The organism is Paenisporosarcina antarctica (genome assembly GCF_004367585.1).
GTDB lineage: Bacteria > Bacillota > Bacilli > Bacillales_A > Planococcaceae > Paenisporosarcina > Paenisporosarcina antarctica.
This window is the reverse complement of sequence record NZ_CP038015.1, coordinates 2,959,391-2,985,173: the sequence shown is the minus strand read 5'-3', so window position 1 is coordinate 2,985,173 and position 25,783 is coordinate 2,959,391. Positions and strand designations below refer to the sequence as shown.

General features: G+C 36.6%; 25 protein-coding genes. 12 read left to right on the top strand and 13 right to left on the bottom strand.

All coding sequences use genetic code 11. The features are described 5' to 3' along the window. Nucleotides 1-59 precede the first annotated feature (59 nt). On the top strand, nucleotides 60-1,385 hold the full coding sequence (locus E2636_RS14370) for a DUF2254 domain-containing protein (RefSeq protein ID WP_134210816.1): 1,326 nt from the start codon (nucleotides 60-62) through the stop codon (nucleotides 1,383-1,385). A 74-nt stretch (nucleotides 1,386-1,459) separates the two neighbouring features. On the opposite strand, the gene E2636_RS14365 is transcribed toward E2636_RS14370, so the two are convergent. Then, the gene (locus E2636_RS14365) at nucleotides 1,460-2,032 is read right to left on the bottom strand and encodes a GNAT family N-acetyltransferase (protein WP_134210815.1); all 573 of its coding nucleotides are present in this window, start codon (nucleotides 2,030-2,032) and stop codon (nucleotides 1,460-1,462) included. Nucleotides 2,033-2,247: 215 nt separating this feature from the next. On the opposite strand from E2636_RS14365, the gene E2636_RS14360 reads away from it, so the two are divergent. Further along, complete coding sequence (locus tag E2636_RS14360; protein WP_134210814.1) at nucleotides 2,248-3,336, top strand: AI-2E family transporter; 1,089 nt, start codon at nucleotides 2,248-2,250, stop codon at nucleotides 3,334-3,336. A 118-nt stretch (nucleotides 3,337-3,454) separates the two neighbouring features. Here E2636_RS14360 and E2636_RS14355 read toward each other — a convergent pair whose 3' ends face one another. The 4 genes from E2636_RS14355 to E2636_RS14340 all read right to left on the bottom strand — a co-directional run bounded on the left by E2636_RS14355 (nucleotide 3,455) and on the right by E2636_RS14340 (nucleotide 6,773). After that, nucleotides 3,455-3,760 carry a DUF3243 domain-containing protein gene (locus E2636_RS14355; RefSeq protein ID WP_134210813.1) on the bottom strand — a complete coding sequence of 102 codons (306 nt, stop codon included), beginning with the start codon at nucleotides 3,758-3,760 and terminating at the stop codon, nucleotides 3,455-3,457. Between the two features lie 97 nt (nucleotides 3,761-3,857). Continuing rightward, the gene (locus E2636_RS14350; RefSeq protein ID WP_134210812.1) at nucleotides 3,858-4,550 is read right to left on the bottom strand and encodes a hypothetical protein; all 693 of its coding nucleotides are present in this window, start codon (nucleotides 4,548-4,550) and stop codon (nucleotides 3,858-3,860) included. Nucleotides 4,551-5,276: 726 nt separating this feature from the next. Beyond that, entirely contained in the window at nucleotides 5,277-5,945 is a 669-nt protein-coding gene (locus E2636_RS14345) for a hypothetical protein (RefSeq protein WP_134210811.1), read from the bottom strand. A gap of 3 nt (nucleotides 5,946-5,948) precedes the next feature. Further along, complete coding sequence (locus tag E2636_RS14340; protein ID WP_134210810.1) at nucleotides 5,949-6,773, bottom strand: ABC transporter ATP-binding protein; 825 nt, start codon at nucleotides 6,771-6,773, stop codon at nucleotides 5,949-5,951. Between the two features lie 187 nt (nucleotides 6,774-6,960). On the opposite strand from E2636_RS14340, the gene E2636_RS14335 reads away from it, so the two are divergent. Next, nucleotides 6,961-7,950, top strand: a complete 990-nt coding sequence (locus E2636_RS14335; protein ID WP_134210809.1) for an ABC transporter substrate-binding protein — start codon at nucleotides 6,961-6,963, stop codon at nucleotides 7,948-7,950. Further along, nucleotides 7,950-9,911 carry an iron ABC transporter permease gene (locus tag E2636_RS14330; protein WP_134210808.1) on the top strand — a complete coding sequence of 654 codons (1,962 nt, stop codon included), beginning with the start codon at nucleotides 7,950-7,952 and terminating at the stop codon, nucleotides 9,909-9,911. Before E2636_RS14335 ends, E2636_RS14330 begins: the two co-directional genes overlap by 1 nt. Before the next feature lie 90 nt (nucleotides 9,912-10,001). Here the strand turns inward: E2636_RS14330 and E2636_RS14325 are convergent, their stop codons facing one another. Continuing rightward, nucleotides 10,002-10,940 carry a DMT family transporter gene (locus E2636_RS14325; RefSeq protein WP_134210807.1) on the bottom strand — a complete coding sequence of 313 codons (939 nt, stop codon included), beginning with the start codon at nucleotides 10,938-10,940 and terminating at the stop codon, nucleotides 10,002-10,004. 12 nt (nucleotides 10,941-10,952) lie between these two features. Next, nucleotides 10,953-12,179: a peptidase T gene (pepT, locus tag E2636_RS14320; protein WP_134210806.1), complete on the bottom strand. Its 1,227-nt coding sequence runs from the start codon at nucleotides 12,177-12,179 to the stop codon at nucleotides 10,953-10,955. A 155-nt stretch (nucleotides 12,180-12,334) separates the two neighbouring features. Between pepT and rpmG the strand changes: the two genes are divergently transcribed. After that, complete coding sequence (rpmG, locus tag E2636_RS14315; RefSeq protein ID WP_017381788.1) at nucleotides 12,335-12,484, top strand: 50S ribosomal protein L33; 150 nt, start codon at nucleotides 12,335-12,337, stop codon at nucleotides 12,482-12,484. A 13-nt stretch (nucleotides 12,485-12,497) separates the two neighbouring features. Here the strand turns inward: rpmG and E2636_RS14310 are convergent, their stop codons facing one another. From E2636_RS14310 to E2636_RS14300, 3 genes are all read right to left on the bottom strand, one after another. Then, on the bottom strand, nucleotides 12,498-13,136 hold the full coding sequence (locus tag E2636_RS14310; protein WP_243840656.1) for a glycerol-3-phosphate acyltransferase: 639 nt from the start codon (nucleotides 13,134-13,136) through the stop codon (nucleotides 12,498-12,500). Between the two features lie 258 nt (nucleotides 13,137-13,394). Further along, a complete protein-coding gene (locus tag E2636_RS14305) occupies nucleotides 13,395-14,888 on the bottom strand; it encodes a glycine betaine uptake BCCT transporter (protein WP_134210805.1) in 1,494 nt (497 codons plus the stop codon). A 361-nt stretch (nucleotides 14,889-15,249) separates the two neighbouring features. Beyond that, nucleotides 15,250-15,480 (bottom strand): excisionase family DNA-binding protein, encoded by a 231-nt coding sequence (locus E2636_RS14300; protein WP_134210804.1) that lies wholly within the window; start codon nucleotides 15,478-15,480, stop codon nucleotides 15,250-15,252. A gap of 99 nt (nucleotides 15,481-15,579) precedes the next feature. On the opposite strand from E2636_RS14300, the gene E2636_RS14295 reads away from it, so the two are divergent. The 7 genes from E2636_RS14295 (at nucleotide 15,580) to E2636_RS14270 (ending at nucleotide 22,978) form a co-directional block, all read left to right on the top strand. Beyond that, complete coding sequence (locus E2636_RS14295; RefSeq protein WP_134210803.1) at nucleotides 15,580-16,458, top strand: EamA family transporter; 879 nt, start codon at nucleotides 15,580-15,582, stop codon at nucleotides 16,456-16,458. A gap of 296 nt (nucleotides 16,459-16,754) precedes the next feature. Further along, nucleotides 16,755-17,447 (top strand): response regulator transcription factor, encoded by a 693-nt coding sequence (locus tag E2636_RS14290; protein WP_134210802.1) that lies wholly within the window; start codon nucleotides 16,755-16,757, stop codon nucleotides 17,445-17,447. Further along, the gene (locus tag E2636_RS19055; protein WP_017381798.1) at nucleotides 17,425-17,601 is read left to right on the top strand and encodes a hypothetical protein; all 177 of its coding nucleotides are present in this window, start codon (nucleotides 17,425-17,427) and stop codon (nucleotides 17,599-17,601) included. The genes E2636_RS14290 and E2636_RS19055 overlap by 23 nt, the downstream gene beginning before the upstream one ends. Before the next feature lie 3 nt (nucleotides 17,602-17,604). Next, on the top strand, nucleotides 17,605-19,785 hold the full coding sequence (locus E2636_RS14285; protein WP_243840655.1) for a histidine kinase dimerization/phospho-acceptor domain-containing protein: 2,181 nt from the start codon (nucleotides 17,605-17,607) through the stop codon (nucleotides 19,783-19,785). Between the two features lie 195 nt (nucleotides 19,786-19,980). Beyond that, complete coding sequence (locus E2636_RS14280; RefSeq protein WP_134210800.1) at nucleotides 19,981-21,708, top strand: mechanosensitive ion channel; 1,728 nt, start codon at nucleotides 19,981-19,983, stop codon at nucleotides 21,706-21,708. A 114-nt stretch (nucleotides 21,709-21,822) separates the two neighbouring features. Continuing rightward, nucleotides 21,823-22,329, top strand: coding sequence for a plastocyanin/azurin family copper-binding protein (locus tag E2636_RS14275; RefSeq protein ID WP_134210799.1), 507 nt, complete (start codon nucleotides 21,823-21,825; stop codon nucleotides 22,327-22,329). 181 nt (nucleotides 22,330-22,510) lie between these two features. After that, nucleotides 22,511-22,978 (top strand): DinB family protein, encoded by a 468-nt coding sequence (locus E2636_RS14270; RefSeq protein WP_134210798.1) that lies wholly within the window; start codon nucleotides 22,511-22,513, stop codon nucleotides 22,976-22,978. Nucleotides 22,979-23,313: 335 nt separating this feature from the next. On the opposite strand, the gene E2636_RS14265 is transcribed toward E2636_RS14270, so the two are convergent. The 3 genes from E2636_RS14265 to liaF are packed head-to-tail and all read right to left on the bottom strand — an operon-like array spanning nucleotide 23,314 to nucleotide 25,689. Next, entirely contained in the window at nucleotides 23,314-23,952 is a 639-nt protein-coding gene (locus E2636_RS14265; protein WP_134210797.1) for a response regulator transcription factor, read from the bottom strand. Further along, nucleotides 23,927-24,988: a sensor histidine kinase gene (locus E2636_RS14260; protein WP_134210796.1), complete on the bottom strand. Its 1,062-nt coding sequence runs from the start codon at nucleotides 24,986-24,988 to the stop codon at nucleotides 23,927-23,929. Before E2636_RS14260 ends, E2636_RS14265 begins: the two co-directional genes overlap by 26 nt. Beyond that, on the bottom strand, nucleotides 24,985-25,689 hold the full coding sequence (liaF, locus tag E2636_RS14255; protein ID WP_134210795.1) for a cell wall-active antibiotics response protein LiaF: 705 nt from the start codon (nucleotides 25,687-25,689) through the stop codon (nucleotides 24,985-24,987). Before liaF ends, E2636_RS14260 begins: the two co-directional genes overlap by 4 nt. Nucleotides 25,690-25,783: the final 94 nt, after the last annotated feature.

Here is a 25,783-nt window from a genome sequence, read left to right as displayed (position 1 = left end):
TTTTCAATTTGAAGCACTATGATAAAGTTGTTTACAAGGGAACTAAAGGAGAGGATTGTATGGATCGTTATTGGTTAAAAATAAAAGAAAGCATTTGGTTTATACCGACATTGTATAGTTTGTTTTCAGTAGTATTGGCAATTATTTCCTCAACCATTGATCACTTATTTAATCAAACGTTATTATTGTATGTACCGCCTGTGTTTCTGACGAGCGTTAATCTAGCCCAAACAATATTAGGGGGGTTATCAGCAGCTTTACTGACAATGACGACCTTTACATTTTCCACAATTATGGTGGTGCTAATTACTTACTCTTCGCAATTCTCACCACGTACAATGAAAAATCTTGTGCGTGACCCAATGGTTTGGCGAGTGTTAGGTGTCTTTATGGGAGGCTTTATTTACACCACGTTATCGTTGTTATTTATGCAAGAATCAATTACAGGAGAGTCTGTTATCTCGGGGTTAATTGGTGTGTTGTATGCCATGGTTTGCTTGATTTTCTTTGCTATTTTTATACATCATATTGCACAAAATATCCAAGTGAATACATTAATTGAAAAGCTGAAAATTGAAGGTATTGACGCAGTTGGATGTTATGAGACTTTTTTGAAGCGTGAAGATATGACAACCCAAACGAATGATAATTGGACGCTAAGAGGGACCGCTAATCCGATAACTGCTCGAAGTGATGGCTATTTACAATTAGTTGATATTGAACAACTTGTTGCATTAGCGCAAAAACATAAAGGCAAAATCGAAATGAATTGTTATATTGGAGATTTTGTTCAAAAAAACAGCCCAGTTGTAACGCTTTACACAAAGGACCAAATCTTTCTTCAAGAAGATGATGGCAAGCTTTTTGTTGTGGGTCGTGAGCGAGATACAAGGCAAGATCCAGTTTTCGCCATTCAAAAAATGGTTGAAGTGTCTCTTCGCGCTATATCACCAGGAATAAATGATCCGAACACGGCTATACATAACATTCATCAATTAGGTAGGTTACTAGGTTCATATAGCCAACTCCCACGGAGAGACTTTATCTTTATGGATGAAGATAAATACTTGCGAGTGAAAATGAGCATACACTCATTTGAAGACGTGTTGTATCACACTTTTCACCAGCTAAGACATTATGGGAAAAGTGATATTTCTGTATTGTGCGCTATTACCGACTCACTAACAATGGCAGCTGAACTTGCACCACTAGAAAGTAAAAAAGACATTTGGACTATTCAATTGTATGTTATCGAGGGGATGGAGAATAGTGATTTCCATTCATTAGATCGCGTTTTCTATCAAAAGAAGATTGACAAGTTAGCGAATCAGGTTGGAGAAGGATCGGTCGATTTACCAATTCAGATGATAAATGAAAATAGTTAGTCGATGAAGTATAATAATTTTTCACAAAAAAATGCGAAAGCATCAAGAAGTCAGATGTTTTCGCAGGATTTCAATTAATATTTTTTTAACATATTAGTTTTTTTCTCGGTGTTATACTCAAGGACTTCATGAGAGGGGTCATAAGATTCACCATAAAAGTGTTCGTCTTTAAAAGTATGAATGTTTTCGTACGTCCATTTCATAGCTTTATAAATTTCTAATTCATCCTGATTAGCTGGTGACCAGTACAAGATTTCTAAAATGGTATTCTCACCAGTTGCGAGAGACCGTCTAATATAACCTATTCTAGAAGCATGATGAAAATCTTCACGAGAATAAAACTTTAATCGTTTTTCTGTATCAGTATCCTCATAATTGACTGGTTCTACTTCAAGTAATATAGGTTTGTTTTTTTCTTTTAACATATTTAATAATTTACGACCTAATCCTTCACCACGTGCTTCTTTGGAGACAAATAGATAATCCACAAAAACAAAGTTATCAAACTCTACATACATTAAAACGTGTTTCGGACCTTCATCTTTTATATAAACATTACCTTTTTCAGCAAGTAACGTTTCCATATGTTCTTTTGATTTCATTTCTTCGACTGGGAAATATTGATTTAATTTTTCATACCAATTCATGTTAACAGTCTCCTTTTCAAAATTGTATTTTGCCGGAGTTTTTTTGTGAAGTTGTAATAAGAGGATAAAAGTAGGCGAGAAAATCCTCGATTATATATTTACCCGTATTTCAAAAGGCTAAACCTTTTTTGAAATATTTTTTTTTTTGATAAATACTTATTATCAAAATAACCCATAATAAGAAACATACATACATATGTAAGGGCGTGAAAAAATTGGCTAAAAAGCTTTGGTTTCAACTAGGAGTAGGTATAATACTTGCCTTAATTATTATCAGGATGTTTATTGAAGTGAAAGGGATTTTTTCACCGCTTGTGATTATCGGACAAACAATATTCTTGCCATTATTACTAGGGGGTATTTTATTCTACTTAACCAGACCAGCACTGGTGTTTTTAGAGTCTAGAAAATGGCCAAGGTGGACAAGTATATTGGCTATCTTTATTGCCATTATCTTTGCTTTATGGTTGTTCGTGGCTTTGATTGGTCCCGCCCTTACGAAACAGGTGAATGCCCTTGTTAATGACGCACCTGAACTCGTTATAGGCTTAGAAAACATAGCTGATTACATAATTGATCAAAAAAGCCGATTACCATTATTTATTGAAGAATCTATTGATGGTCAATCTGCAAATATTAATGAGACAGCACAAGGATTCGGTACTTGGGTAATTGAGATGATCCAAAGTTTTTTACGAGGTATATTTTTATTAGTATTGGTCCCATTTTTCCTAGTCTATTTATTAAAAGACCACGAAAAATTTGCACCGTTTATTGCGAGTTTCTTTAGAGGAGAACGTAAAACGTGGATTCGTAAGACTTTGAGAGACATCGATATTACATTGAAATCTTACATTCAAGGTCAACTTTTAGTTAGCATAGCTGTTGGAGTGATGTTGCTCATTGGCTATTTAATAGTTGGTCTTGAATATGCATTGATCCTCGCTGTTTTTGGAATGCTTATGAACGTCATTCCTTTCATTGGTCCATTTATTTCAGTAATTCCTGCAATTATCATAGGATATATTCAAGAGCCACAACTTGCCATTTATGTAGCTATTATTATGCTTATTGCGCAACAAATTGAGAGTAATTTAATTTCACCAAATGTAATGGGGAGAGTTCTACATATTCATCCATTAACAATTATTACGGTAATTTTAGCTGCAGGAAATATTGCTGGGTTATGGGGTGTAATTTTATCAATTCCGACATATGCAGTCATTAAAACAATTGTTAAGAACGTATATGCGAGAGGCTCAGAAATTAAGGAAGTGGCAACAGCAAGCGTAGATGACGAGTGATACGTGACATACCTGTAGATGAATAAAAAATAGTGATGGTAAAAACCGGACTCCCAATATGAGAGACCGGTTTGTTTATTTGGAATACTGTTTTTGTTTTTTTATGATGTTTCGTTTTTTATTTTTTTACCATATTCACTAACATATGAGATAAAGCCTGCTGTTGAACTTTATCGCCAGACTTCCATAGTTCCAGTAATAAATTTTCTTCACTGTTTTTTGGCTCTTCATTTTTTGCTAAATAGCCAGCCACTTTTTCAGCTGTCTTGGCCAATTGCTCATCACCAAGGCCAAATTTTTCACCCATTGCTACTTTATCGCCCAAATAAGATTTAAAGGTAGAAAAATTCGCTAAAATTTCATCCTTCATCTGAGGGCTAATGTTGTTTAACTCTTCTTGAACTTTACCTTGAATGTTTTCCATGTCTTAGACACTCTCCTTATCATCTTCTTACTAATAGGATTGTCCAATTTTCAAGAATCTAAAACATAGCAATGCGCTAAATGTATATTATATATTTTTAAATTGGGCAAAAACCGCATTTTTGCAATCCAGGAACGTCTTTCGAAAAACAACAAGTAGTGCGTACGCAAGTATTCAATAGTTGAGCTGGTTCCAGCCCTTTTAAATAGGTGTTGAACAATGACTGTGAAGCTATTCCTTCCCACACTTCAATGGACTTTAATATCTCCAAATCAATTCGAGATTGTTTAGCAGTAGAAGGAGTGTTTAATAAAACTGAATAATGCCACAGCAAAAAACCAAATACGTTTTCCCATAAAGTTATAGGAGAGACAGAAGATTGCTTGCGAATTTCTACAAGTAAAGAATGAATTTGTTTTAAAACTTTATGAATGATAGTGGTTCGAACTTCATTTTCAACATCGACGTAGTGGTTTTTATCAATATACATACTGATGCCTTTATTGCCATACTCCACATTTGCACCAAATATCAAGTCTTCAAATTCCCCCACCCATAATTCATCGTAAGTAGCTAACATGACAAATTGTGTCGAAGCAAACATACCGTAGCGGCGCATCAGGTAGGAAGCGGCAACCGTTTTATTATCAATTCCTGTAACTAGTTGAACAACTGACAAAAAGTCAATGTCTTGTAATTCCTTACGAGAGAATAATGGATGGGAAGGGGATGTTGTATACGTGCTATACATATTAAGTTGTCGGATTTGATCGTTCGTTAAAGTAGTCATGAGTTAAGTATACAGAATTATAATAAATAAAGTATTGACTTATATAGTGATAATGATTATCATTATCATATAAACAAATAATTCTTTCTGAAAATTAGGGAAGAAGCCATGTCAGCGACTTTTCTCCAAATCGACGCTGAGTAAACGCAATCTTAACCCCCCCTCATCGTTAAGTTGTGTTGTAAATTCAAACAGATCCATGCTTAATTGCATGGATCTGTTTTTGAGTTAGCATAGATATTTATTGGTAAGTTGAAAAAATCGAGTGACAAATTATAACTTTGAACGCCCAGTTAAAGAAATAGATAACTAAGTAAGAAAATTAAATATTGAATAATGTTGTGTAGGATTTTCAGTATAAATTAACTCATAATGATCTTAATGAATTTATACATATATTTCGGAGAACTCAGAAATTTTCAACTCACTTAATATTTCTATGCTTTTTTGATCCATGAGGAGTTTTACATTGCCACTAGAAGCAACGAGCGAGCAATATTAATTTCCATATTTCACCTATTCAAACTTGGTCACACATTTTTCAAACTTGAACCTCTAAATTTCAAACTGAGCAATGTCTCACGCTAAATTCCATTTTAAAACTGAGCAATTTCATGGAAGTAGCTGAAAAGTAACTCTATTTTCTTAACTTCTCTAAAAATTTCATAAGCTTTTCTTAAAATTGATATACTTTAATAATTCATAGGAAGTTTTTCAGTAGACTCCTTATTGTGCGTGTGGGCAGTAGGGACATTTATTAGTCTCTGGAAGCTCTTTTAATAAACAACAAGTAACGCGTGAATAGTCTTTCATTGCATGGAGTGCTGAATGATTTTGTAGGTACTGTTTAAATGGAGAGCGTCTCATATTGGGGCTCCAAGTGCTGTCGAGCAATAAAAAATCTAAGTGTTGTGATGCTGACTCCACGTTATCTTTGATTAGTAGACTGTAAATCCAGATGACATAACCCCAAATATTTTCCCATAATATTAATTTGGATATATTAGCCTGTTTACTGAAAATCTCTACAGATGGGTGTCCATATGTATCTAACACTAATCGTAAAGCCTGCTTTGCATCTTGAATCTCTACAAATTCCTCACTTGGTACAATAAACTTAAAGGTATATTCCTCTTGAATCAACCCAATTTGATTTAAAGGACCAGCAAACATTTTCTGATGAACCGCAATGGTTTGAAACTGAGCTGCTAAAAAGAACCCGAAACAACGAAAAAAAACAGAAGCAGCCACGGCATCCGTAGGCGCACCCGTCACGTCTCGCACGGTTTGCAGTAGTGATTTATTTCCATGCTCTGTTAATGCCTCGCCAAGAGTCATAAATGGCTTGCGAGCATCATCAACAAAAATGGATAGTCGTTCTAATGAAGTTTTCATACTTTAAGATCCTGTAGAAGCACGTAATTCAGGTACAACACAACGTCCTCGTCCAAAAGGAATGCAATGAGGGGTACCAAACATTGGATCTTTAGAAACTTGGCACTCCATTCCAAATACAGAACGGACTAAATCACAGGTAATGATATCTTCTGGTTTACCTTGCTCATGAACTTTCCCATCTTTAATAGCAATGATATTGTGTGCATAACGAGATGCTAAATTCAAATCATGTAACACCATTACAATAGTGCGATTTTTTTTCTCGTTTAATTCAAACAATAAATCTAAGATTTCTATTTGGTGTGTCATATCCAAGTAAGTTGTTGGTTCGTCGAGTAAGATGACTTCGGTGTCCTGTGCAAGTGTCATGGCAATCCAAGCCCGTTGACGTTGACCGCCTGATAATGTATCAACCGCACGTTCACGTAAATCGCTAATGCGAGTTGCTTCCATTGCTGCTTCCACTTTTTCAGTATCTTCTTCTGTCCAGCGCTTTAACCAAGATTGGTGAGGGTAACGACCTTGTTTCACTAAATCATAAACCGATAAGCCTTCGGGTGAAACCGGAGATTGTGGTAAAATGCCCATTTTTTTCGCTACGTCTTTAGAAGACATACGATGTACATCTTTTCCATCTAATAGTACAGAACCGTTTGTTGGTTTTAATAGGCGTGCAATCGAACGAAGAAGTGTTGACTTGCCGCAACCGTTACTACCAACAAAAACAGAAATTTCTCCACGAGGTATATGTAAATCCAAGTTCTCAAATAATAATTGATCCGTGTATCCAATTGATAGGGATTCAGTTTTAATAGCAGTAAACATAATATGGCCTCCATCTAACTGATAGGTGTTCTCACTAAGGTTAATCATATCATATAAACACCATTTAGTGAGAATGATTTTCATTATCTGCTTAAAAAGTCTTTACAAAATTGTGAAGACAGAATAATATTAGACATGTACTTGAGAATGATTATCATGTTCAAGCTGAATTGGAGGAAAATAATAAATGAAACGTTTATCAATTTTTGTACTTATTTTAACACTTTTCACATTTCTACTTGCTGCATGTGGCGGAGAAGAAGAGACAAAAGAAGAAACACCAGTAGAAACAGGCACAGAAGAAGCTATTACGATTCAAGGTGCAAACGGTGAAGTAACATTAGATGAGCCAGCAAAAAAGATCGTTGTACTTGAGTGGACGTATGCTGAGAATTTATTAGCACTTGGAATTCAACCAGCAGGAATGGCCGATATTCAAGGTTATGCTGAATATGTAAATATTGAACCTCAATTAGATACTACTGTTATAGATGTCGGTGGTCGACAAGAGCCGAACTTAGAAGCAATCGCTGCAATTGATCCAGATTTAATTATCGGTGTTAGCTTCCGTCATGATGCTATGTTAGCAGATTTAGAAGGAATTGCTCCAACAGTCATTTTCAATCCATATCCAGAAGATGAAAGTATTGACCTGTATCAAGAAATGGAATCAACATTTAATGAAATGGCTAAAGCTGTAGGGAAAGAAGCTGAAGCAGAAAAAGTATTGGCAGACTTAGAGGAAGTATATGTAGAAAAGGCAGCTGAAGTTGAATCTGCACAATTAAAAACAAAAGATACTATTTTAACATTAGCTTATACAGGAACTGCTGCTCCAGAAATTCGTGTATTTACACCAAACTCAATGGCTTCCATCATCATAGAGAAAATTGGCTTAACAAATGTACATCAACCGGAACAATTCGAAATCTTTGGTTCTACTACATTTAATGTAGAAGGTTTAACTAAATATGAAAATGCAAACTATATGTTCACAGTCCCTGATATAGACAATATTTATGAAAACCAACTTAAAGGGAATGCCGTTTGGGAAAACCTTGCATTTGTTAAAGAAGATCGTATGTATGATTTAGGTGCTGCTACGTGGTTGTATGGAGGACCATTATCAGCAAAAACACTTGTTAATCAAATAACAGATGTTTTGGTAAATAAATAATGTTTCGGAAAAATGGGAGTAAGTCCTTTGTCTATTTGACAGGGGGCTTTTTCCTGCTTGTTCTGCTATCTCTTATTCACTTAACGCAAGGCCAAGCCGATTATACGGTGCGTGAGCTTTTTACTGAAGCATGGGTACCCGGGCGAATCCAAGATATATTGTTGTCATTTCGGTTACCACGTCTAGTTATTGGGATTCTTGCAGGGGGAGCACTCGCAGTTTCCGGAGCTATTTTACAAACTTTGACGAATAACCCACTAGCATCCCCAGGTACATTAGGCATAAATGCCGGAGCTTTTTTCTTCGTTGTATTATCAACGATTTTCTTTCCATCATTTTTAGGGGGAATACCATTTGTAACGGCATTATGTGGAGCCACACTTTCTTCAGTAATGGTGATTATGTTGGCAGGAAAACAAATGGAACCAGTACGCGTAGCTTTAACAGGGATGATTATTGCCTTACTATTCGCCTCACTGACAGGATCTCTACAATTGTTATTTGAAAATAAAACTAATGGATTATTTTTATGGGGGTCAGGTACACTCATTCAATTAAACTGGGAAGGTGTACAGTTTGCAGCTCCAATGATTTTAATTGCATTTATAGCTGCTCTCGCCCTATCAAAGTCACTAGATATTTACTCCCTTGGAGAGGATATTGCCACATCACTCGGGCAAAATGTACGCATAATTAAGTTAGCAACATGGGCAGTCGCCATTTTACTTGCTGCTGTGACGGTAAGTGTTGTTGGACCTATTGGTTTTATTGGTTTAATGGCACCTCATATCGTTCGTATGCTTGGCGTAAAAGGCCACCTTTGGATAATTTTCCATTCATTTTTATGGGGGAGCGTCATGTTGATCGGAGCAGATGTAATGGGACGCTTTATTCAACCAGGACAAGAAGTACCAGTGGGAGCTATGACAGCACTAATCGGAGGACCATGGTTGCTTTATTTAGCTTGGAAAACAGCGAAAACACATCATCGTGGTGACAGACAAATGGGTGGTACATTAAAGCCGATAAAACTCCCACTCGTTGTTATTACTTTAAGTTCTATTATAACGATTGTATTTGTATTGGCCTTATCTTTTAATGGGGTAGAATGGTCATTAAATTGGATGAAGCCAGCTATTTGGGATTTCAGGGTCCCACGCGTTATCACAGCATTCATTGTCGGTGTCATGCTCGCTATTACAGGTGTCCTATTGCAAGGTGTATTGAGAAACCCACTTGCAGATGCTAGTGTTTTAGGCGTTACTTCAATGGGCGGGGCAGGGGCAATGTTATTACTTGTGATGTTCCCGGCTATACCAGTAGAATATATGCCTCTTGGTGCAATAATAGGCGCAAGTTTAGCATTAGCAATCATCCTATTTACTTCTTGGAAGAGTAATTTCCAACCAATGTTGGTGGCATTAATCGGAATTGCAATTTCTGCATTTGGTTCTGCAGCAACGCAAGTATTTGTTGTGAAAGCAAAGTTAGCAGTTGCAGCTGCACTTGTGTGGTTATCTGGTAGTACATATGCTAAAGGATGGGACGATGTACAGCTTGCTTTAATATTGTTGGGTTTATTTATAGGTCCTGCTATTTATGTTACTCGCAGCTTAGATACGTTAACTTTTGGAGACGATGTAGCATCAGGCCTTGGTTTGTCGGTTCGTAATGCAAGGGTAGGAGCTATGGTTATTGGTGTAGCAATTAGTACTGCTGGAGTTGCACTAGTAGGAACTATTGGTTTTGTTGGACTAGTTGCACCGCATATTGCACGACGTCTAGTTGGGTTCAGACATTTACCATTACTAGTCGCGTCAGGTTTAATAGGTGGTTTATTACTAGTGACTGCAGACTTTATAGGTCGTATTGTTATCGTACCAAAAGACATTCCAAGTGGACTCGTTGTTGCACTAATTGGAACACCGTATCTGCTTTATTTACTTAAGAAGATGAAATAATGAATCTTAGATACAAACGGAACTCATTAAAAAATCTAATATAAAAAACCAAGCAAGGTCTGTCTATACGACGGACCTTGCTTGTTTTTCTTAAATGGTTCTCGTATAAAAACTATGCAAAAAAATACCAATTACAGTAATGGCTAAACCAATAAATGCAAGAGGTTCAGGCAAGGGGAGACCAAGTAACATCATTTCACCTATAATTACAAATATGATTTGCAGGGCTAGTGTAGCTTCTACAGCAGCGAGTTTTCCCTGGTGATTACGAACGCGATCTGTTGCCATGAAAAACAATGTTGTTGCAATTACTCCTGAGCTGACCCCGACGATGAAACTTTGAAAAACTTGCATCATTGAAGGAAGTCCGACTGTCCAAAAAGCATACAAAGAAAGCAAGATCCACACTGGAATCGTTGCCAAAGTCATACCTAATACTCGGCTAAATGTATCAAGTCTTCCTCCGCATACTTCCATCATTTTACGATTGCCAAGTGGGTAAGCAAATGCTGCTACAACAACGGGCAGTGTCCCAAGTAACAATGTGCTAGTCGAAACTTCATTGGCATGAGGAACTTGAATTAGTACAATTCCAACTAATATCATCATGGATATCGCAAGTGAAACTTTAGGAATCTGATGTCGAATTATCCGTATCCCATCAGAAGTTTTTATCGTTATTAAAAATAAAGGGGTTAATAAAACACCAGCAATAATTGTTACTTGCCATGTTCCCGAAATTAGCCAGCCGGGACCATAGGCCGCAGCATATGTAAGAGGTGCGTAAAACAATACGAAACCAACAAAACTCCAACTAAACCATGAGACAGGTCGGCTTTTCATCTCAACTAAAAGGGGTTTTAAACCACTTCGAAGTATGACAATAACTAGTAAGAAAGGAACCATGAAGAAGTAGCGTAAAGAAGCACTCCACATCCAACTTCCTCCGGATAATTCCATCGAACGATTTAATATAAACGTCACAGCAAAAAATAAGGATGCTAAAACTCCAATACCTATTTCTCTCAACATTTCACCTTCTTATGCTTGTCTATCAAACAATTGAACCATCTCAATGATGACTTTAGTGGCTCTTTCCATGTTATCAACCGAAATGTATTCATATTTTCCGTGGTAGTTTTCGCCACCTGTAAAGATATTTGGAGTAGGGAGGCCCATGTAAGATAATTGTGAACCATCCGTGCCTCCACGAATTGGTAGAACTAAAGGTTTAATTGATAGATTCGTCATGGCTTCATGCGCAATGTCTAAAATTTCTTTGACAGGTTCAATTTTTTCACCCATGTTGAAATATTGATCATTTAATTCAACTGAAATCGCATTTTCGCCATATTGTTCTTTAATTTTCGAAGCTATATCATCAAACAACCCTTTTTTTGCTGCGAATTTATTTCGGTCAAAATCTCGAATAATGTAAGATAATTTTGCTTCCTCAACATCTCCGCTAAAATTCATTAAGTGAATAAATCCTTCATAACCCTCTGTCTTTTCTGGAACTTCATCAGCGGGCATATGTGATTGAAACATCATCGCAATTGTTAAAGCATTGACCATTTTGTTTTTTGCAGAACCTGGGTGAACACTTGTACCATATGTGTTAACTTTTGCACTGGCAGCATTAAAACTCTCAGATTGAAGTTCCCCTAGAGGTCCGCCATCCATAGTGTATGCGTATTTTGCATCAAATTTTTCAACATCAAATTTATGAGGACCTCGACCAATTTCTTCATCTGGTGTGAAACCAATTCGAAGTTTTCCGTGTTTAATATGTGGATTACTAAGTAAAAACTCCATTGCGGTCATTATTTCAGCAATACCCGCTTTATTGTCAGCACCAAGTAACGTCGTGCCATCCGTTGTAATTAAGGTGTGTCCTAAGTAATTGTTAAGCTCAGGAAAGTCGTTTGGCGACATAACCGTTTCATCGTTTAGGCGAATATCTCCACCTTTATAGCAATCGATGCGCAGAGGGTTCACATTTTTTCCTGTATAATCTGTTGCGGTATCGACATGAGCTAAAAAACCTATTGTCGGCAGTTCATTTTCTGTATTTGAAGGCAATGTAGCAAATAAGTAGCCATTCTCATCTAATGAGATATCTTCCATTCCAATAGAAGCTAATTCTTTTTCTAGTTCAAACAGTAAATCCCATTGACCAGGAGTGGAAGGACATGTAGTACTTTCAGCGTCTGATTGTGTATTTATTTTGGCATAGCGGACGAGCCGTTCAATTAATGTTTCTTGCATAATTCCATCTCCCTTTATAGTTAAACCTATTACTAGTTTAGCACTTTCATTCGGTTCACGGAATATTGATTAGTAGCAATTGACTTACTAATAGAAAATGTGATATATTTAAAGCGTAACCATTACTGTTTATGAATTTGGAGGTTCTCAATATAATGAGAGTAAATATCACATTAGCTTGTTCAGAAACTGGAGATAAAAATTATATCACTACTAAAAACAAACGAAATAATCCTGAGCGAATTGAAATGAAGAAGTATTCAAAAAGGCTAAAGAAAATGACATTGCATCGTGAAACAAAATAAAGAAGCTTCATCCTCAATAATTAACAGAGGATGAAGCTTTTTTCTTTTTGAGAACAGAAGTAGCTCGAGGTTCTGTTCCGTCTTTTATTCTTAAAATATTTTCACGATGTGTCCAAAGAGCTAAAATAAATAGAGATAGTACTATAAAAGATGGCAATAATCCTTCTGTAAACCAAATAGCATATGAACAAAATGTAAGGTATAAAAAAAGAACACCTATTGGTAAATATTTAGTTATCAAAGTTACTAGGATTAACAGTGTAAATCCGATTAAGCCCATTCTCCAATCAAGACCAAACATGATGCCTATTATAGAGGCAGTTCCTTTGCCTCCATCGAAATTCATCCATAGAGGACAATTATGACCAATCACTACAGCCGCACCTATTAAGAATAATAAAATAGTTTGTAGATCAAGCAAAAAAACTGTAGACGAAAGAATATAGGCTAACAATAAGACGGCAAATATACCCTTACCGATATCAAACAACGCAACAAGTACCCCATATTTCCACCCCAACACGAGGGCTGCATTAGAAGCGCCTGAATTCTTAAGTCCATGTTCTTTCACATTAAGCCCAGAAAAATACTGCGCCACTTTTGAACCGTGGAGACATCCAATTATATAACCTGATAGTGTGACGCCGAACACCCATAAAGCAATAATTATAATCTCAACTCCTTTTTACCTATTACTCTATAAACGTTTGAGTGTAGGTTGAAGTTTCAAAAAATTGAATTAATATATATAATTACTTACTATTTCATATAAAATGTATAAAACTTTCTTATAACGAAGGAAGGTTATTGAATGTTAAAGCTTTCAAATGTAAGTCAAATTTATAGATTAACTTCTTTTAAATATAAAAAAATCCAAGCACTCCATAATACCGGAGAGCTTGGATCTTCTTTATGATTTAGTAATCTTCATTTTTTTCGCTTCATCAGAGAGTGATTTGTATAGTGAGAACATCATCAGCACCATGATAAAGGAGAACGGGAAGGCGGCGACAATGAGCAAGCTTTGCAATGCACTCAAACCATCAGCAGACAATAATATGATGGCAATGGAAGATTGTGCAACTCCCCATATAACTTTTATCATAGTAGAAGGATTTAACGATCCTTTGGTAGTTTGCATACCTAATACAAATGTTGCAGAATCCGCAGAAGTGATAAAGAAAGTAGAAATCAGAATAACTGCAATAACGGATAATACCATTGAAAATGGCAATTCATTAAAAACAGCAAACAACGTTTCTTCCGTTTTTAATCCAGTTAAATCAGTTACTTTATCTTGAATATTAATTGCAGTTGTGCCAAATGCAGCGAACCAGAAGAAACTTATTATGGATGGAACCAAAAGTACTCCAATTAAGAATTCTCGAATGGTACGCCCTTTTGATACACGTGCAATAAATATTCCCACGAAAGGTGACCAAGAAATCCACCAAGCCCAGTAGAAAATCGTCCAGCCGTTAATCCATTCACGATTTCCAACATCAAGTGGTGCAGCGCTTAAACTCATTCGGACAATTCCTTGTATATAAGTGCCGAGAGAGTCTGTAAACATATTGAAAATTAATACTGTCGGTCCAAGTATAACGACCAACACTAATAAAGTAACTGCTAAAACCATATTTGTATTTGACAAATATTTAATTCCTTTACTTAATCCTGTCGAAGCTGAAATTAAGAATAATACAGTAACAATGGCAATAATGACAACTTTTACCCAGTATTCATTAGGGATACCAAAAATGTAAGATAACCCACCGTTAATTTGAATAGCACCAAAGCCAAGTGTTGTGGCAACACCCACAACCGTTGCAAAAACAGCGAAAACATCTACTAGAACGCCCCAAGGACCGTTCATTTTGTCTCCGAAAATCGGCTTCAATGTTGCTGAAATTAACCCGGGTTCTCCTTTTCTAAACTGAAAATAAGCGAGTGATAAAGCGACTATCGCATAAATAGCCCATGCATGTAATCCCCAATGGAAAAACGTGTAACGCATTGATTCACGGAAAGCTTCTCTTGTTCCTGGATCAGCGGTTGCAGGACTAATCGCATAATGAGAAAGCGGTTCAGCAGCTCCCCAGAACACAAGTCCAATTCCCATACCTGCTGAAAATAACATCGAGAACCATGTAAGTCTAGAATATTCTGGTCGATCTTTATCTTTTCCTAATCGGATTTTTCCGAATGGGCTAACAATGATAATTAATACGAAGACTACCATAATTGATACAACACTTAAGTAATACCATCCGAAATTAGTTGTAATAAATGATTGCAGTTTTCCAATAACTGTTTCAAAACTAGTAGGTGCAACTACACCAAATCCTACTGCTAAAACAACAAGTGCTAAAGCAATCCAAAATACATTTGTGATTTTCTTCATGTTTCCGCCTCGAGTCTCTTGTTTATTTTGTGACACAATGCTACACACTACGCAACTTCGTACTCATTGTCAAATGACCTGGTACTAATAGTGTGTGTAGAACTTAATAAATTAGTCCAATTATAATAGATGACTACTAGTCATTAATACCTGTTTTCATGGGGTCTTAAACATTGAAATAATTGGGAATTAATATGAAGTGTAAGATTTGCCTACTACACACTTTGAATTGAGATTTTCACACACATCCTATTAAAGACTTCATCCATATGAAAAACACCACCATTTGTCATTATGATGAAAATTGATGAATAGGTTGCTTTTTTCTTTTTTTCATTGTGTTGGGTTACTGTACATCTTTTCAGTCTTCATCTTTTACATCAATGTCCTCTGGAATAGGTGTGTTACGCCATTCATCAATTTGGCGTTTTACTTCTTCTACTTGTTCCAAGTGTAAGTCAAATTGTGTTTGATTGATTAAATATTGCTCACCATCATGGACAGATTTAATACGACCTTCTACTACATATCGGCGTACTTGATGTTCAGGCATGCTTAAAAAAATAGCAGTTTCTTCTATTGTTAAGTACATAGGCGACACTCCTTCATTCTTCAGTATAGTTTACGATTTACCGTATCTCAATATATATATTATGGTAAAGTAAATTCATATACTACTTGAGGTGACTTTATGAAAACGGTGATTCCTTACTTCCTTGTTTTACTAGCTGCTGTGTTATGGGGCACAACTGGAACAGCTCAAACCTATTTACCTCAAAGTGCACAACCTTTAACCATTGGCGCATCTCGGTTAGCCATTGGTGGGTTTTCATTATTACTTATTATGATTCTTATGAAAAAAATCAATTTTCGAACATGGCCTTGGAAAGCAACGATTGTTGCAGCTATCTGTATGGCTTTATTTCAACCCTTGTTCTTTACATCGGTTCGAGTTACGGGTATAGCTATTGGAACAGTCGTTGCCATCGGGAGTGCACCGATTTTTTCTGGTTTAATCGAGTGGTTCATCTTGAAATTGCGACCGTCTCGTGCTTGGGTAATGGCGACGACACTCTCGGTAATCGGATGTAGTCTCTTGTTTTTAAACAAAGATGCACTTACAGTAAATCCTCTAGGGGTAACTTTATCTTTACTAGCTGGATTTGTATTTGCCATTTATACAATTGTTAGTAAAGCGTTACTTGCAAAAGTAGAAGCGATTCCAGCAGTTGCTATGACTTTTTCAATAAGTGCAGTAATATTAATGCCCTTTTTATTTATTTTTGATAGCTCATGGGTTACTGAACCAGCGAACATAATAACCATTTTATATTTAGGTTTTATGACAACGAGTGTTGCATATATTCTATATTTAAAAGGACTTCAAAAAGTTCCATCTTCATCAGCTGTAACATTATCTTTAGGTGAACCCTTGACAGCTGCAGTTCTAAGCGTGTTTTTAGTAGGAGAAGTGTTAAGTGTAGTTTCTTGGATCGGTGTTACGCTTTTGCTTGGTGGGATTATAGTATTAACACTTAGTGGAAGAAAGCGCATGGGGAAAATAAGATAAATGGAAAGTGTCTCTGTAAGTAGAGACACTTTTTATCGTTAAATCATGGAAATAAATAGGCGAAACGGATTGAAGTACAATTGAAGCCGAATAAATCGAGAATTAAGGCGAATAAACATTGTCTGAAGCCGATTAAACAATAGATGAAGCCGATTAACCCCTAGTTGAAGCCGATTAAATCGCATTAAACAGAAAGTGACTTCCTTTCTTAAGAAATTCTTCATTTTTATCGTAACATTTTGTTAAGAACTGTCAGATACAATTGGTATTATAAGTAGTAAGGCGGGGTGGAACGGATGACACAATTCACAGTACTTGTAACGGATGACGATCAAGACATTAGAGATGGCATTGAAATATATTTGAAAAATGAAGGCTACCACGTGTTAAAAGCTGCGGACGGCTATGAAGCATTGACGTTACTTGAAACAAATGAAGTCCATTTAATTTTGCTAGATATAATGATGCCAAATTTGGATGGCATTCAAGCGACATTTAAGATTCGTTCAGAGCGAAATATTCCAATCATTATGTTAAGCGCCAAAGCTGAAGACTCCGATAAAATACATGGGTTATCTGTAGGTGCTGATGACTATGTTACCAAGCCGTTTCATCCTATGGAACTAATGGCACGAGTGAAATCACAATTACGTCGTTATGTTCACCTTGGCACCTTTAAAGAACAGAAATCAACTATTGAAATAGATGGGCTGGTATTAGACATGGATGCAAAAGACGTAACAGTTGATGGTGAATCGGTCAAATTAACACCAATTGAATACAGGATTACTGAATTATTAATGACCAATGCAGGTCGAGTGTTTTCTATTGGGGACATTTATGAACGTGTTTGGAAGGAACCAGCTTATAATGCGGAAAATATCGTCGCTGTTCATATCCGCAAAATTCGCGAAAAAATTGAAAGCGATCCAAAAAATCCGAGATACGTAAAGGTGGTGTGGGGCATTGGCTACAAAATCGAAAAGTAATGCTTTTCATTGGGTTTCCATTGTGTCACTAGCTATAGGAATGCTCAGTTTAATGTATGGTTATGCCTATATTCAACAATTATTTGAACAAGGTTTCTTCCATTCCAATCCAACGATGGTGCGTTTGGCGCGCATTTTTATAGGGGGTGTGTAATTGATGAAGAAAATGACATGGTTGTTCTTTGCACTAATTAGTATTGTTTTAATTTCGTTGAGTATATTTACTTCATTTGCCCCAAAGTACGTTAGTGGCTCATACTATGATTCAGAAAATTTTTATTGGTTTTTTGAAGATAAAATTCGAGAAATAGGTCCGGTTATATTAAGCCGACTGGATGTGGATAAGGAAATTGAGAATCTTCAAGTTGAACCTTTTGAGGTTGAAGAATATTTAAATTTCAACGGGTCCCAAATGAATCAAATCCAATCAATTCAGGATCAATATCAAGAAATGATAAACGATGCGGAAGTAAATGACAATGCGGTATTAAAAGAAGAAATGGTAAAGGAACGTGACACCAAAATCGCCGATATTCGAGCAAATTTTGCTGATGATAAAACGGTTAGAGAGAAAATATTATCTGCTAAAAAAGAAGTGCTTCGTAAATATGACGCAAAGATCTCAAATGCTGTTGCTAAAGCAAAAGTAAGCCAAAAATCTCTAGCCTATGATTTAACTAATGTAGATACAGGTGAAAGATATACATTTGGGGATGTTAATGAAGACGCAGCATACAGGGGGGGATTTAGTAATAATAATGGGTATTTGACTGTTTCATCCTTGGATCAAGACTTTAGTGAAGTAAAAAATAGTGAACTACAAGCATTGTCAATATATAATCTAAATGAATTAGTGGGAGACGAGTCATCTCAATTTACAGGAGAAATTATCATACCTAAAAGTAAGATGATAAATGAGCATCTCCAAGGATTTCGTCAGTATGAACAAAATAAGTCTCTTTTTACAGTGTCTTGGATTTTAGGATTACTATCGGCTGCGGTAGCTTATTGGTTATACACAACGAGAAGAGATGAGATACTTTTAGTTTCGACACCTCAATGGGTAAAAAAATTAAATTTTGAAGGTCGCATTGTGAGCATTTTAGTCACTTCAGTAGGATTGCTCAATACGTATTTCCCGCTAACACAAGGAATGAGATATGATCATTTTGAAAACAGTGTAAATACCCTTTTTTTATACCTCTTTTTAGTAGCTTTTTTAACCCTAACAATAGTTCAATTAATTTGGTTGTTCAATGACGCTAAGAATAATAGTCTTAAAGAACTTTGGGAAACTAGCAGGATTAAAAGAATAAATTTAAAAATGCATGATGTGTTTTTGAAACGATCTTTAGGAAAACAATTTGTGATGCTATTGTTTATAGTTTTCTTATCTGGATTAGGGCTCGGTGGTGTAGTAATGCAACCTATACTGATTTTGGTGTATGCTCCATTATTCGTCTTGGTAAGTTTACCCACCCTATATTTATTATTAAAACGTGTAGCTGATTACAATAAATTAGCTATAGCCACTGAACAAATGGCAAGAGGACAAATAATTGGAGATGTAAACATTCGTGGGAAAACGGTGTTTGCTGAACACGCGAAACATTTGAATAAACTTCGTGAAGGAGTTCGAGTGTCGCAATCGGAGCAAGCAAAAAGTGAAAGATTAAAAACAGAGCTTATCACGAATGTTAGTCATGATTTAAGAACGCCATTAACGTCGATTATTACCTATACAGATTTACTAAAGAAACCTAATTTATCAGAAGAAGAACGTATGTCTTATGTAGATATTTTAGATCGCAAATCACAAAGATTGAAAACTTTAATCGAGGATTTGTTTGAAGTGTCGAAAATGGCAAGTGGAAATATGCAACTTAATAAACAAAGAGTGGATTTAACTCAACTTATGCAACAAGCACTCGCTGAACACGAAGAAGATATTCAAAAATCAGGTCTCGATTTCCGGATTACAACGCCAGAACTAAAATTGTTCGCTTACGTGGATGGACAAAAATGGTGGAGGGTACTTGATAATTTAATCGGCAATGCGATTAAATACACTATGCCTGGAACGCGAGTCTATGTAGCATTAATAGAGGAAGACGGCTGTGCTCAATTTATCGTGAAAAATGTAACGAAATATGAACTTGGAGACAATATTGATGAGTTATTTGAGCGATTCAAACGATCAGATACTTCCCGCCATACAGAAGGTTCAGGACTAGGTCTAGCAATTGCCCAATCAATTGTAGATTTACATGGGGGATCAATGCGCATAGATGTCGACGGAGATTTATTTAAAGCCACCGTTTCCATTCAAATAATATAAAAAACGAGAGGGATATTATTTTCCCTCTCGTTTTTTAGTTTTGCATAGCTGTATAAAAAAACACAAGAACAAGCTATGTTTCTATCTATATTTATTAATAATAAGTAGTCGTTGCGTTTTAAAAGAATTGAAGAGGGTAAACATAAATAGTTACATAATTATAAAAATTCAAGAACTTCCAAAGGGGGATATGCAATGATGGATCAGAATTATTGGAGTGATACGCTCTCGTTTTTACCAGAGCTTTTGCTAGCTTTATTGGTATTATTAATTGGATTTTTTGTGGCAAAGTTCTTAGAAAACCTTATGTTCAAGGTTTTGCGTAAAGCACGAGTTAATGAGCGTTTAGGTAATAAAAACGAAAAATGGACAGTCGAAAAAATTATTAGCAAGGTAATCTTTTTAATCGTATTAATCTTAGCTTTTGTTTTATTCTTCAATATATTAAACCTTAATACTATGGCAGCGCCATTTGTATCAATGTATTCAGGTTTAACAAGCGCTTTCTTGAATATTTTGAAAGCTGGTTTAATTTTACTATTTGCTTGGGTGTTAGCTACTGTTGTTAAAAAGGTCATTCAAATGGCTGGTAACAAGCTGAACTTAAACAAGTATGTTGGGAAGACCGGAATGGATCCGGAACCTTCCGAGCAAGCAAAATGGACGGATACAGCAGCAAACGTTGCATACTATCTTATTTTCTTGCTTTTCATTCCAGCAGTATTAAATGCTCTAGGAATTGATGGTTTAAGTGGACCATTTGAAGGGATGCTAGCGAGCTTCTTTAACTTTATACCGAAGTTAGTATCTGCAGCTGTTGTATTCATAATTGGTTGGTTTGTTGCGAAATTAGTTCGTAACTTATTAGAAAAGTTTTTACAATCAGCAGGAGCAGATCGCTTAGCTGTGAGATTAAATATTTCATCATTCTTTGAAGGGTCGAGCATATCGAGGGTTGTAGGAATCATTGCCTTCATATTAATTATGATTCCGGTTTCAATCACTGCTCTTGAAATTTTGAATTTAGAAGGAATATCTGGTCCTGCAGTAGGAATGTTAAATGATGTTCTAGCGATGTTGCCGAGAATTGCTATTGCAATTGTTCTAGTTTTAGTAGGAATAGTTGCCGCTAAATGGGTGAAGGCAATTGTGGTTTCATTACTTGAAAAACTTGGTGTAAACTCCATTTTTGGTAAAATGGGCTTCAAATCTGGAACAGGTGCAGCTCCTACTTTTGCTTCACTAGTAGGAACAGTTGTACAGGTTGTCGTAATTTTATTGTTTGTAGTAGAGGCTTTACAATTACTACAACTTGAATTTATGGTGACGTTAGCAACTGGAATTTTTGCATACTTGCCGTCAGTTATTGCTGCCATCATTATTTTAGCTGTTGGTTTCTGGTTAGCAACTATGGCGGAACAATTAGTGGGCAGTGTAATGAGTCATTCATCAGGAACACCACATGTGTTACGTTACGTAGCTAAATATGCGATTTTAGCATTCGCAATCTTTATGGCATTAGATCAATTAGGCATTGCAGCTTCAATCATTAACTCTGCGTTTATCCTAATCTTAGGTGGCGTTGCATTAGCATTCGGTCTAGCATTCGGCCTAGGTGGACGCGATCATGCAGCCCGTTATTTAAGTAAAATGGAAAAGAGTATTCAAAATGCTGAGGTGTCAAAAGAAAACTATGAAACTGAAAAAGAAACAATGAAAGATTCATTTAAAGATACGTTCAAAAGTGACAAAGACGCAGAAAAAAGTTTATATGGATTCTCAGCACATGCGGATGAAATTAGAACCGAAAAAGATGTGAACCCAGTTGATGAAGCCCAACCAAATGAGGGGTCTTCATTTAACAAAGACGCACACGATAGTTGGAATAGTACCAAACCTAAAGATGATCCATTCCGACCGTAAATATGGGAAGCAGCAACTCCAATAACAAGGGGTTGCTGCTTTTTTTGTCTAATGTAAACTATTTCTCATGTTCTTTCGTTAGCTAGGAAATGAATATGAGAGGATGGGATTTATTTGAATACCAAATTAGGGGTATTACTTCTTGGAGGCATGCTAGTGTTAGCTGCATGTGGGGAAGAAGAAGCACAACCTGTAGGTAATGAGCCTGTTGAAGAAGAGATGGATATGTCTGAAGAACAGGCTACAGATGAAGAAGCAGTAGAAGAAGAGGCAGTTGAGGAAGAGGCATCTGAAGAAGAAGCAACTGAAAAAGAGTCTAGCGAAGCACAGCCGGTTACAGATGCAGCTGAAGCTAAAAAAGGAGAAGCTTCACCACTCTTAGCAAAAGGTGAAATGACAAGCTTTGTTTTTAATGAAGTTGGAGAATTCCCCATTTTTTGTGCACCACATCCAGTGATGAAAATGACAGTGATTGTGCAAGAAGGCGCTTCAACTTCTGGTGAATTAGCGCTCGATATTGCCGATTATAATTTTAGTGAAGAAAGTATAACCGTGGCTCCTGGAACAATTATCACATGGACAAACCAAGATTCAGCTCAACATAATGTGGCATTTGAATAAGAGATTATTAATAAAGGTCAGGGACAATACCTGATCTTTTTAGATTACATATGATTTTTTCGATGTACACTTTTAAACTTTGTAAGCAATATGACGTTTTGCATTTTTCTTTTATTTCTGTATCCTTTTGGGTGAAATTCAGATAGGCTAAATTCATACTGAATCAATGAGGAGACAAAATATGGAGACATTAGGTCAATTAAACTTCGCACGAATATACACACAAGGTCGCTTACAAGCTATTCATGAAGAACAATGGGACATACAACCACAAGGATTTAACAATACGATTCGTTGGAATGTGGGACACATTTTTACGACAATGGAATCATTAGTTAAAAAAGGAATCCCGACATATGAGCCAGTTCATCCAGAATGGGCTCAATTTTTTAAAGGTGGTACAAAGCCGGCTGATTGGACGCTTGATCCTCCAACGAAGGAAGAATTATTGTCGGCTCTAGCACAACAACCAACTCGCGTAACAGAATTCTTAACAGGTAAACTCGATCAGGATATGCCGGAGGTTATGAAAATTGGGAAGCTTCATGATATGGAAACAGTAGATGCTGTCATTCAGTTTGTGATTTGGCATGAAGGAGTACATGCAGGACTTATTTTGGGATTGGGTAAAATAACAGCTGGAGAATGAGAGTTTGATAGGAGTGGTTTTTGACAGATAGCTGTCAAAAGCTACTCTTTTTTACGTGTAAAATTTGCAGGTTTATACATAAAGAATTTTAGGAGGAAATAGGGTGAACAGGAATATAACATGTTTGAACGGGATTAAATTAATTTGAAACGGAATAAACTGCGATCCAACGGGATTAAATCAACCATAAACGGGATTAAATCAAAATGAACAGGATTAAACTACACCGTCACCCAGTGAAATGAAGATAAACGCTTGCAGATGCAGAAAAATCACTGCAAATCACAAGCGATATGGAGTTTTAAAAAAAACCAACTTCGCGTTGGCGAGGTTGGTTAACTTTTAGGCACTAATCCTTGTTGGAAAGCATAGACGACTGCTTGAGTTCGATCTTGAACTTGGAGTTTCGACAATATATTACTTACATGCGTTTTGACAGTTTTTAAAGCGATAAACAATTCATCGGCAATATCTTGATTGCTCCGGCCTTTAGCCATTAATAATAAAATTTCATGTTCTCGATCCGTTAACTCTTCGTGAAGAGGGCGATCTTGTCCTTGGCGCATACGTTTCATCATTTTGTTTGTAACTTCAGGTTCTAAAACTGCTTGCCCATTTAATGTTTGGCGAATGGCATCTGCAATTTGTTTTGCTTTCGATGTTTTCATAACATAGCTGACAGCACCTGCCTCTAAAGCGGGATAGACTTTGTCGTCGTCTAGGAAACTTGTGACAATCATGATTTTTGCTTGTGGCCACTGCGCAATGATTTCTTTCGTGGCTTCAGCACCATTCATAATCGGCATGACCATATCCATCAACACGATATCAGGACGAAGCGAGAGTACTAAATCCACTGCATCTTTCCCATTCACTGCTTCACCGATCACTTCCATGTCTGCTTGTGCTTGAAGGTATGCAGATACACCTATTCTAACCATTTCATGATCATCCACTAGTACGATTCTTATCATCTACTTCATCCCTTTTCTCAACAGGTACTTTTACTTCTACAATGGTTCCTTGGGAAGGAACGGAAACAATTTTACTCGTTCCGCCCATTTCAATCGCTCGTTCTTGAATGTGATGTAAGCCATAAGAACCTGCATTGCCATCATCGTCTTTTATAAAACCTACACCGTTATCTTGAACGCGGAAAATCGCAAGTCCGTCCCGTTCTACTAATAAAATATCGACTTCACTGGCATTTGCATGACGCAATGTATTTGATAACGTTTCTTGCGCGATACGGAATAAGTGATCTTCCGCACCCTTTGAAAGGGATACATCTTCTAGACGGAAACGGATGGTGAAATGAACTTTTTGTTGCAACTCAAATAGTAATTCTTCGAGACCTTGAGTTAATGACTTGTTATGAAGTGCTGCTGGACGTAAGTGTAGAAGTAGGGCACGCATTTCAAGTTGTGCTTGTTGAACTATTTTCTCAGCTTGTGCCAATGGTTTGGAAACGACTTCACCGCTACTTTCTTGCTGTTCCGTGATTGACGATAACAACATGGAAGCTGCAAATAACTGTTGAGACACGGAATCATGAAGTTCGCGTGCTAAGCGCTGACGTTCTTGTATAATACGTTCTTGAATTCGTTTATCTTCACCTTCAGCACGTTCGTCCGACATTCTTTGCAGGCTTTTCTTTTGAGTAGTAATTAATATCGTTACTTCTCCCAGTGTTTTGTTTAACTTTGAGGAAACCACAGGGACAGTAAGATTGTCATGTTGTTGCTCCGCATTAATGGTAGCTTGTAAATAGCGTTCAATGGTGCGCTCTCTTTTTCTAGCCAGTTGAGTAGTTGAAATGGCAACACCCATACTAATTCCAAGTAGGATGATTCCTACCCAAATAGCAATGGGTAAATTCGCTTCTTCAATTAACCAAAGGGGTTGCCATGTCTCGTATGATGGCCAACCCAATAAGTAGGTTAATAAAGGAACTAGTACAGCGACTAAAAGTGAAAATAATAATAAGGTTCGACCGATAAATCCGCTCATTTACGAATCACCTCAACATCCCCAAGCCAAGTAGATACTGCGATGATCAGTTCGGAAGATGCGCTTCCTTGGGCTTCGTTATAACCATTTTGAAGAACAAGTGATTGATTCCATAACCGTTTTTTACTGGCACCAAATAGTAAAGCATCTCCAAGTAACGTTGTGTAATGAATTCGAACTGGAATTTCATAAGGAACAGCAATTCGGATTTTCCCAATACCTTGTCGAACTGAAACAAGAGACGAACCTTTTGGTAAAACCGTTTGCGTTGCATCAATCGTGATGTTTCCGTAAAAACCTTGTACATGAACATCTTGCCATTCATATGCTTGAAAAGGTGTACTTTGAATCGAAAAGAGTTTATTTTGAATGATTGCATTTGGCGTTTCTAAATCATCACCGAGAAATGGTTCTATAATTTGTTGTGTTTCATCGCCTTTCCATAGGCGTACTAAAATATAGACTAAGGTTGCAACGATAAATAGTCGTAAGCTCCACATGGAAAGTAGGGCAATTCCTAAAAAAACAACACCGCTCCAAAAAAATAAGCGGCTTTTTCTCCGCAAACTGATATAAATTAACCCGACACCAAAAAGAACGAATAACACGCTTCCATTATGAAAGAACATGACCTCTACAAATACGAGTAGTAGGGCAGATAATAGCCAAAATGTAATGCGATCTGTTGGTATTCGTTGCATAGCGATTCCTCCTTTGTCGTAGCGGGTTCTAAGAAAAGCGTAAAGCGCCACTCTAGCTTGACACCGGCGCTGGAAGGACCGATTCGAAAGCTTG

What these genes read in the sequence shown, in the direction of transcription:
- E2636_RS14370 (WP_134210816.1), top strand. Translation starts at nt 60, where the DNA reads ATGGATCGTTATTGGTTAAAAATAAAAGAAAGCATTTGGTTTATACCG.
- E2636_RS14365 (WP_134210815.1), bottom strand. Translation starts at nt 2,032, where the DNA reads ATGAATTGGTATGAAAAATTAAATCAATATTTCCCAGTCGAAGAAATG.
- E2636_RS14355 (WP_134210813.1), bottom strand. Translation starts at nt 3,760, where the DNA reads ATGGAAAACATTCAAGGTAAAGTTCAAGAAGAGTTAAACAACATTAGC.
- E2636_RS14350 (WP_134210812.1), bottom strand. Translation starts at nt 4,550, where the DNA reads ATGACTACTTTAACGAACGATCAAATCCGACAACTTAATATGTATAGC.
- E2636_RS14345 (WP_134210811.1), bottom strand. Translation starts at nt 5,945, where the DNA reads ATGAAAACTTCATTAGAACGACTATCCATTTTTGTTGATGATGCTCGC.
- E2636_RS14340 (WP_134210810.1), bottom strand. Translation starts at nt 6,773, where the DNA reads ATGTTTACTGCTATTAAAACTGAATCCCTATCAATTGGATACACGGAT.
- E2636_RS14335 (WP_134210809.1), top strand. Translation starts at nt 6,961, where the DNA reads ATGAAACGTTTATCAATTTTTGTACTTATTTTAACACTTTTCACATTT.
- E2636_RS14330 (WP_134210808.1), top strand. Translation starts at nt 7,950, where the DNA reads ATGTTTCGGAAAAATGGGAGTAAGTCCTTTGTCTATTTGACAGGGGGC.
- pepT (WP_134210806.1), bottom strand. Translation starts at nt 12,179, where the DNA reads ATGCAAGAAACATTAATTGAACGGCTCGTCCGCTATGCCAAAATAAAT.
- rpmG (WP_017381788.1), top strand. Translation starts at nt 12,335, where the DNA reads ATGAGAGTAAATATCACATTAGCTTGTTCAGAAACTGGAGATAAAAAT.
- E2636_RS14305 (WP_134210805.1), bottom strand. Translation starts at nt 14,888, where the DNA reads ATGAAGAAAATCACAAATGTATTTTGGATTGCTTTAGCACTTGTTGTT.
- E2636_RS14300 (WP_134210804.1), bottom strand. Translation starts at nt 15,480, where the DNA reads ATGTACTTAACAATAGAAGAAACTGCTATTTTTTTAAGCATGCCTGAA.
- E2636_RS14295 (WP_134210803.1), top strand. Translation starts at nt 15,580, where the DNA reads ATGAAAACGGTGATTCCTTACTTCCTTGTTTTACTAGCTGCTGTGTTA.
- E2636_RS14290 (WP_134210802.1), top strand. Translation starts at nt 16,755, where the DNA reads ATGACACAATTCACAGTACTTGTAACGGATGACGATCAAGACATTAGA.
- E2636_RS14285 (WP_243840655.1), top strand. Translation starts at nt 17,605, where the DNA reads ATGAAGAAAATGACATGGTTGTTCTTTGCACTAATTAGTATTGTTTTA.
- E2636_RS14280 (WP_134210800.1), top strand. Translation starts at nt 19,981, where the DNA reads ATGATGGATCAGAATTATTGGAGTGATACGCTCTCGTTTTTACCAGAG.
- E2636_RS14270 (WP_134210798.1), top strand. Translation starts at nt 22,511, where the DNA reads ATGGAGACATTAGGTCAATTAAACTTCGCACGAATATACACACAAGGT.
- E2636_RS14265 (WP_134210797.1), bottom strand. Translation starts at nt 23,952, where the DNA reads ATGATAAGAATCGTACTAGTGGATGATCATGAAATGGTTAGAATAGGT.
- E2636_RS14260 (WP_134210796.1), bottom strand. Translation starts at nt 24,988, where the DNA reads ATGAGCGGATTTATCGGTCGAACCTTATTATTATTTTCACTTTTAGTC.
- liaF (WP_134210795.1), bottom strand. Translation starts at nt 25,689, where the DNA reads ATGCAACGAATACCAACAGATCGCATTACATTTTGGCTATTATCTGCC.